This is a genomic window from Novosphingobium sp. AAP93, from assembly GCF_001296055.1.
Classification (GTDB): Bacteria; Pseudomonadota; Alphaproteobacteria; order Sphingomonadales; family Sphingomonadaceae; genus Novosphingobium.
On the sequence record NZ_LJHZ01000058.1, the window covers coordinates 1 to 3,206 of the forward strand.

Annotated in this window: 4 protein-coding genes; all 4 read right to left on the reverse strand. The window is 66.3% G+C overall.

Annotation, left to right across the window (positions count from 1 at the left end):
• Nucleotides 1-32: 32 nt before the first annotated feature.
• The 4 genes from IP83_RS09980 to IP83_RS09995 all read right to left on the reverse strand — a co-directional run bounded on the left by IP83_RS09980 (nucleotide 33) and on the right by IP83_RS09995 (nucleotide 3,108).
• The gene (locus IP83_RS09980) at nucleotides 33-1,052 is read right to left on the reverse strand and encodes a fumarylacetoacetate hydrolase family protein (RefSeq protein ID WP_054122073.1); all 1,020 of its coding nucleotides are present in this window, start codon (nucleotides 1,050-1,052) and stop codon (nucleotides 33-35) included.
• Nucleotides 1,049-1,522, reverse strand: a complete 474-nt coding sequence (locus tag IP83_RS09985; RefSeq protein ID WP_054122074.1) for a MarR family winged helix-turn-helix transcriptional regulator — start codon at nucleotides 1,520-1,522, stop codon at nucleotides 1,049-1,051. Before IP83_RS09985 ends, IP83_RS09980 begins: the two co-directional genes overlap by 4 nt.
• Before the next feature lie 66 nt (nucleotides 1,523-1,588).
• Entirely contained in the window at nucleotides 1,589-2,239 is a 651-nt protein-coding gene (locus IP83_RS09990) for a TetR family transcriptional regulator (RefSeq protein WP_054122075.1), read from the reverse strand.
• Nucleotides 2,236-3,108, reverse strand: a complete 873-nt coding sequence (locus IP83_RS09995) for a crotonase/enoyl-CoA hydratase family protein (protein ID WP_054122076.1) — start codon at nucleotides 3,106-3,108, stop codon at nucleotides 2,236-2,238. Before IP83_RS09995 ends, IP83_RS09990 begins: the two co-directional genes overlap by 4 nt.
• Between the last annotated feature and the right edge of the window lie 98 nt (nucleotides 3,109-3,206).

The window sequence follows — 3,206 nt, forward strand, 5'->3', positions numbered from 1 at the left end:
CCCCCGCCGCAGGCGGGCGGAGGGGGTCTTCCCTAAGCCTTCACCACCGTCTGCTCGATTGCGCCGAACACGGCGTGACCCTTGGCATCCTTGGCGGCGATCCGCACCGTATCGCCGTGCTTCAGGAACGGTGTGACCGCCGCCCCGCTGCGGATCGTCTCGACCATGCGCTGTTCGGCGATGCACGCATAACCGCGCCCGCCCTCGCGCACCGGGCGGCCCGCGGTGTAATCGCCCTTCCCATCGGCATCGCGGTTCGAGACCGTGCCGGAACCGATGATCGAACCCGCGCCGATGCGCCGAGTCCTGGCAAGATGCGCGATCAGCTGGCCGAAATCGAAGGTCATGTCCTCGCCCGTCGCCAGCCGCCCGAACGGGCGTCCGTTTACGTCGATATGCAGCGGCAGGTGCAGCTTGCCGCCTGACCACGCGGCGCCGAGGCTGTCCGGCGTCGCGAACACGGGCGAGAAATGGCTGGCGGGCTTCGACTGGACAAAGCCGAAGCCCTTGGCGAGCTCGTCCGGGATCAGCCCCCTGAGCGAGACATCGTTGACGAGCCCGACCAGCCGGATGTGGCCAAGCGCCGCCTGCGCCGAGACGCCCTGCGGCACATCCCCCGTCACCACCACGACCTCGGCTTCGAGATCGCAGCCCCAGCTTTCGTCCGCGAGCGCGATCGGATCGCGCGCACCGCGCAGATCGTCGCTGCCGCCCTGGTACATCAGCGGATCGGTCCAGAAGCTCGCCGGCAGTTCCGCCCCCCGCGCCTTGCGCACGAGTTCGACGTGATTGACGTAGGCGCTGCCGTCCGCCCACTGGAACGCGCGCGGCAAGGGCGCCGCCGCCTCGCGCTCGTGGAATCGCTTCCTCGGGATCGCGCCGTGTTCCAGCTCTATCGACAGCGCTTCGAGATAGGGCGCGTAGCGGTCCCACTCGTCGAGCAGGCCCTGCAGGGTCGGCACGATGTGATCGGCATCGGCGTACCACGCGAGATCATCAGACACGACGATAAGGCGGCCGTCGCGCCGCTGCGGCAGGCTTGCCAGTTTCATGGGCTCTCCCCTTCGATGGTGCGCACCGCATTGAACAGCTTGTCGAGCAGCGCCCTCAGCTTTGCCGTCTCCGTGGGCGAAAGCGCGGCAAAGATCTTCTCGTAGGTCGAGAACGCGTTGGGCCAGATGCGGTCGTACATCGCGCGGCCCTCATCGGTCAGCCACAAGTGGTGCGAGCGCCCGTCCGCATCGTTGGGTGTGCGCGCGACGAGGCCGCGTTCGCCGAGCATCTTGCAGGCGCGGTTGACCGCCACCTTGTCCATCAGAGTCGCGCGGACAAGATCGCGCTGCGTCAGCGGTCCGGCATCGCCCAGCACCGCCATGATCCGCCATTCAGGGATCTTGAGGCCAAATTCGCTGTGATACTCGCCTGAAATCAGGCTGCTGACCGCGTTCGACGTGATCGCAAGGCGGTAGGGTATGAAATCAGACAGTCTGGTGTTCTCGGGGCGGGTTTGCGCGTCAGACATAACCCTGTTTCTAGGCCAGCCGCCGCGCCGCGCAAGCAAAGATGACTCCGCCTGCCACCGCCCGGGTCACCGCGCCAGAATACCCGCCATGATGAAATCGACCGTATGCTCGCGGTAGCGGTCGCGCAGTTCCTCGGTCAGCGTGTCCTGATCAAAGCAGTGCCGCAGCACGAGCCGCGCCGAGAAGAACCGGTCCGCCGCGCCCGTCACGGTGAAATAGAACAGCTGCGGATCGATCGGACGGAACACGCCGGCCTTCACCCCGTCGCTGATGAGCCGGTCATAGGCCTTGTTGAGCGGCATGAGGTACTTGTCGGCAATCCGTTTCGCTTCGGACGGATCGCTGTCGCGCACCAGCCGCATCAAGAGGCGGTTGAGATAGGGGAACGCGAAATAGGTATCGACGCAGCGGGCGATATGCTGCCTGAGCTTGGCCTCCGGGCTCATGTGATCCTTGGCCAGCAGCGCTTCGACCGACTTGATGATCGCCACCATGTCGCGGTCGAGCAATTCGCCCAGCATCCCGGCCTTGTTGCCGAAGTAGTATTTCACGAGCGCGGAATTGAGCCCCGAGCGCAGCGACAGCTCGGACAGCGAGATATCGACCTGGTCCCCCTCGCGCATGATCTGCGAGGCGGTTTCCAGAAGCAGTTCCCTTGCGCCGGCCTGCTCCCCGCCGGTTTCCCCCGCACTTGCCACGTTCGTCTGCTCTTTCATTCCCAGACCGGTTCTTCCCACCACGGGTAAAACCCCGGCATATCGGAAGAAACGCGGCCCGGGTAGGCCGGAGCGCGCTTTTCCAGAAAGCTGGCCACACCTTCTCTCGCATCGGCCCCGCGCGAAAGCTGATAGATCGCGCGGCTGTCGACGCGGTGCGCATGCATCGGATGCGGCGTCGCCGAATTGCGCCACAGCATCGCGCGCGTCATCGCGACCGAGACGGCGCTAGTGTTGTCGGCAATCTCGCGCGCCAGCGCATGGGCGGCGGACAGCAGCTCGTCCGGCGCGTGGAGCGAGCGCACTAGGCCCGCTGCGTGCGCTTCCTCCGCCCCGAACACGCGGCCCGTCATGCACCATTCGAGCGCCGTGCTCATGCCGACGAGGCGCGGCAGGAACCAGCTCGAGGCCGCCTCGGGCACGATCCCGCGCCGGGCGAAGACGAAGCCGAAACGCGCCGAGGTGCTGGCGAGGCGGATGTCCATCGGCAGCTGCATCGTCGCGCCGATGCCGACTGCCGCGCCATTGATCGCGCCTATCACCGGTTTCTGCGAATTGAACATGCGCAAGGTCAGCATGCCGCCGCTGTCGCGCACGCGGGTGTCGGAAAGGTCCGTCACTTCGGTCGGATCGGAGAAGGGCCGCGCGCCGTTGTCGGGCGTCAGGTCCGCGCCCGCGCAGAACGCCTTCTCGCCCGCCCCCGTCACGATCACCGCTTTCACGCTGTCGTCGGCGTCGGTCTCATCGAACGCGGCGACCATCTCGTCCATCATCGTGCGCGTGAACGCGTTCATCTTGTGCGGACGATTGAGCGTCAGCGTTGCGACACCGTCAGCCACATCGAGCAGGATCTGCGTGTATTCGGCCATTGGGCTCTTCCTCTCCCATAGCCCCTCCCCTTCAGGGGAGGGGTTGGGGTGGGGCATGTTCCGTTTGCCAACATGCCCCCCCCCCCCCCCCCCCCCCC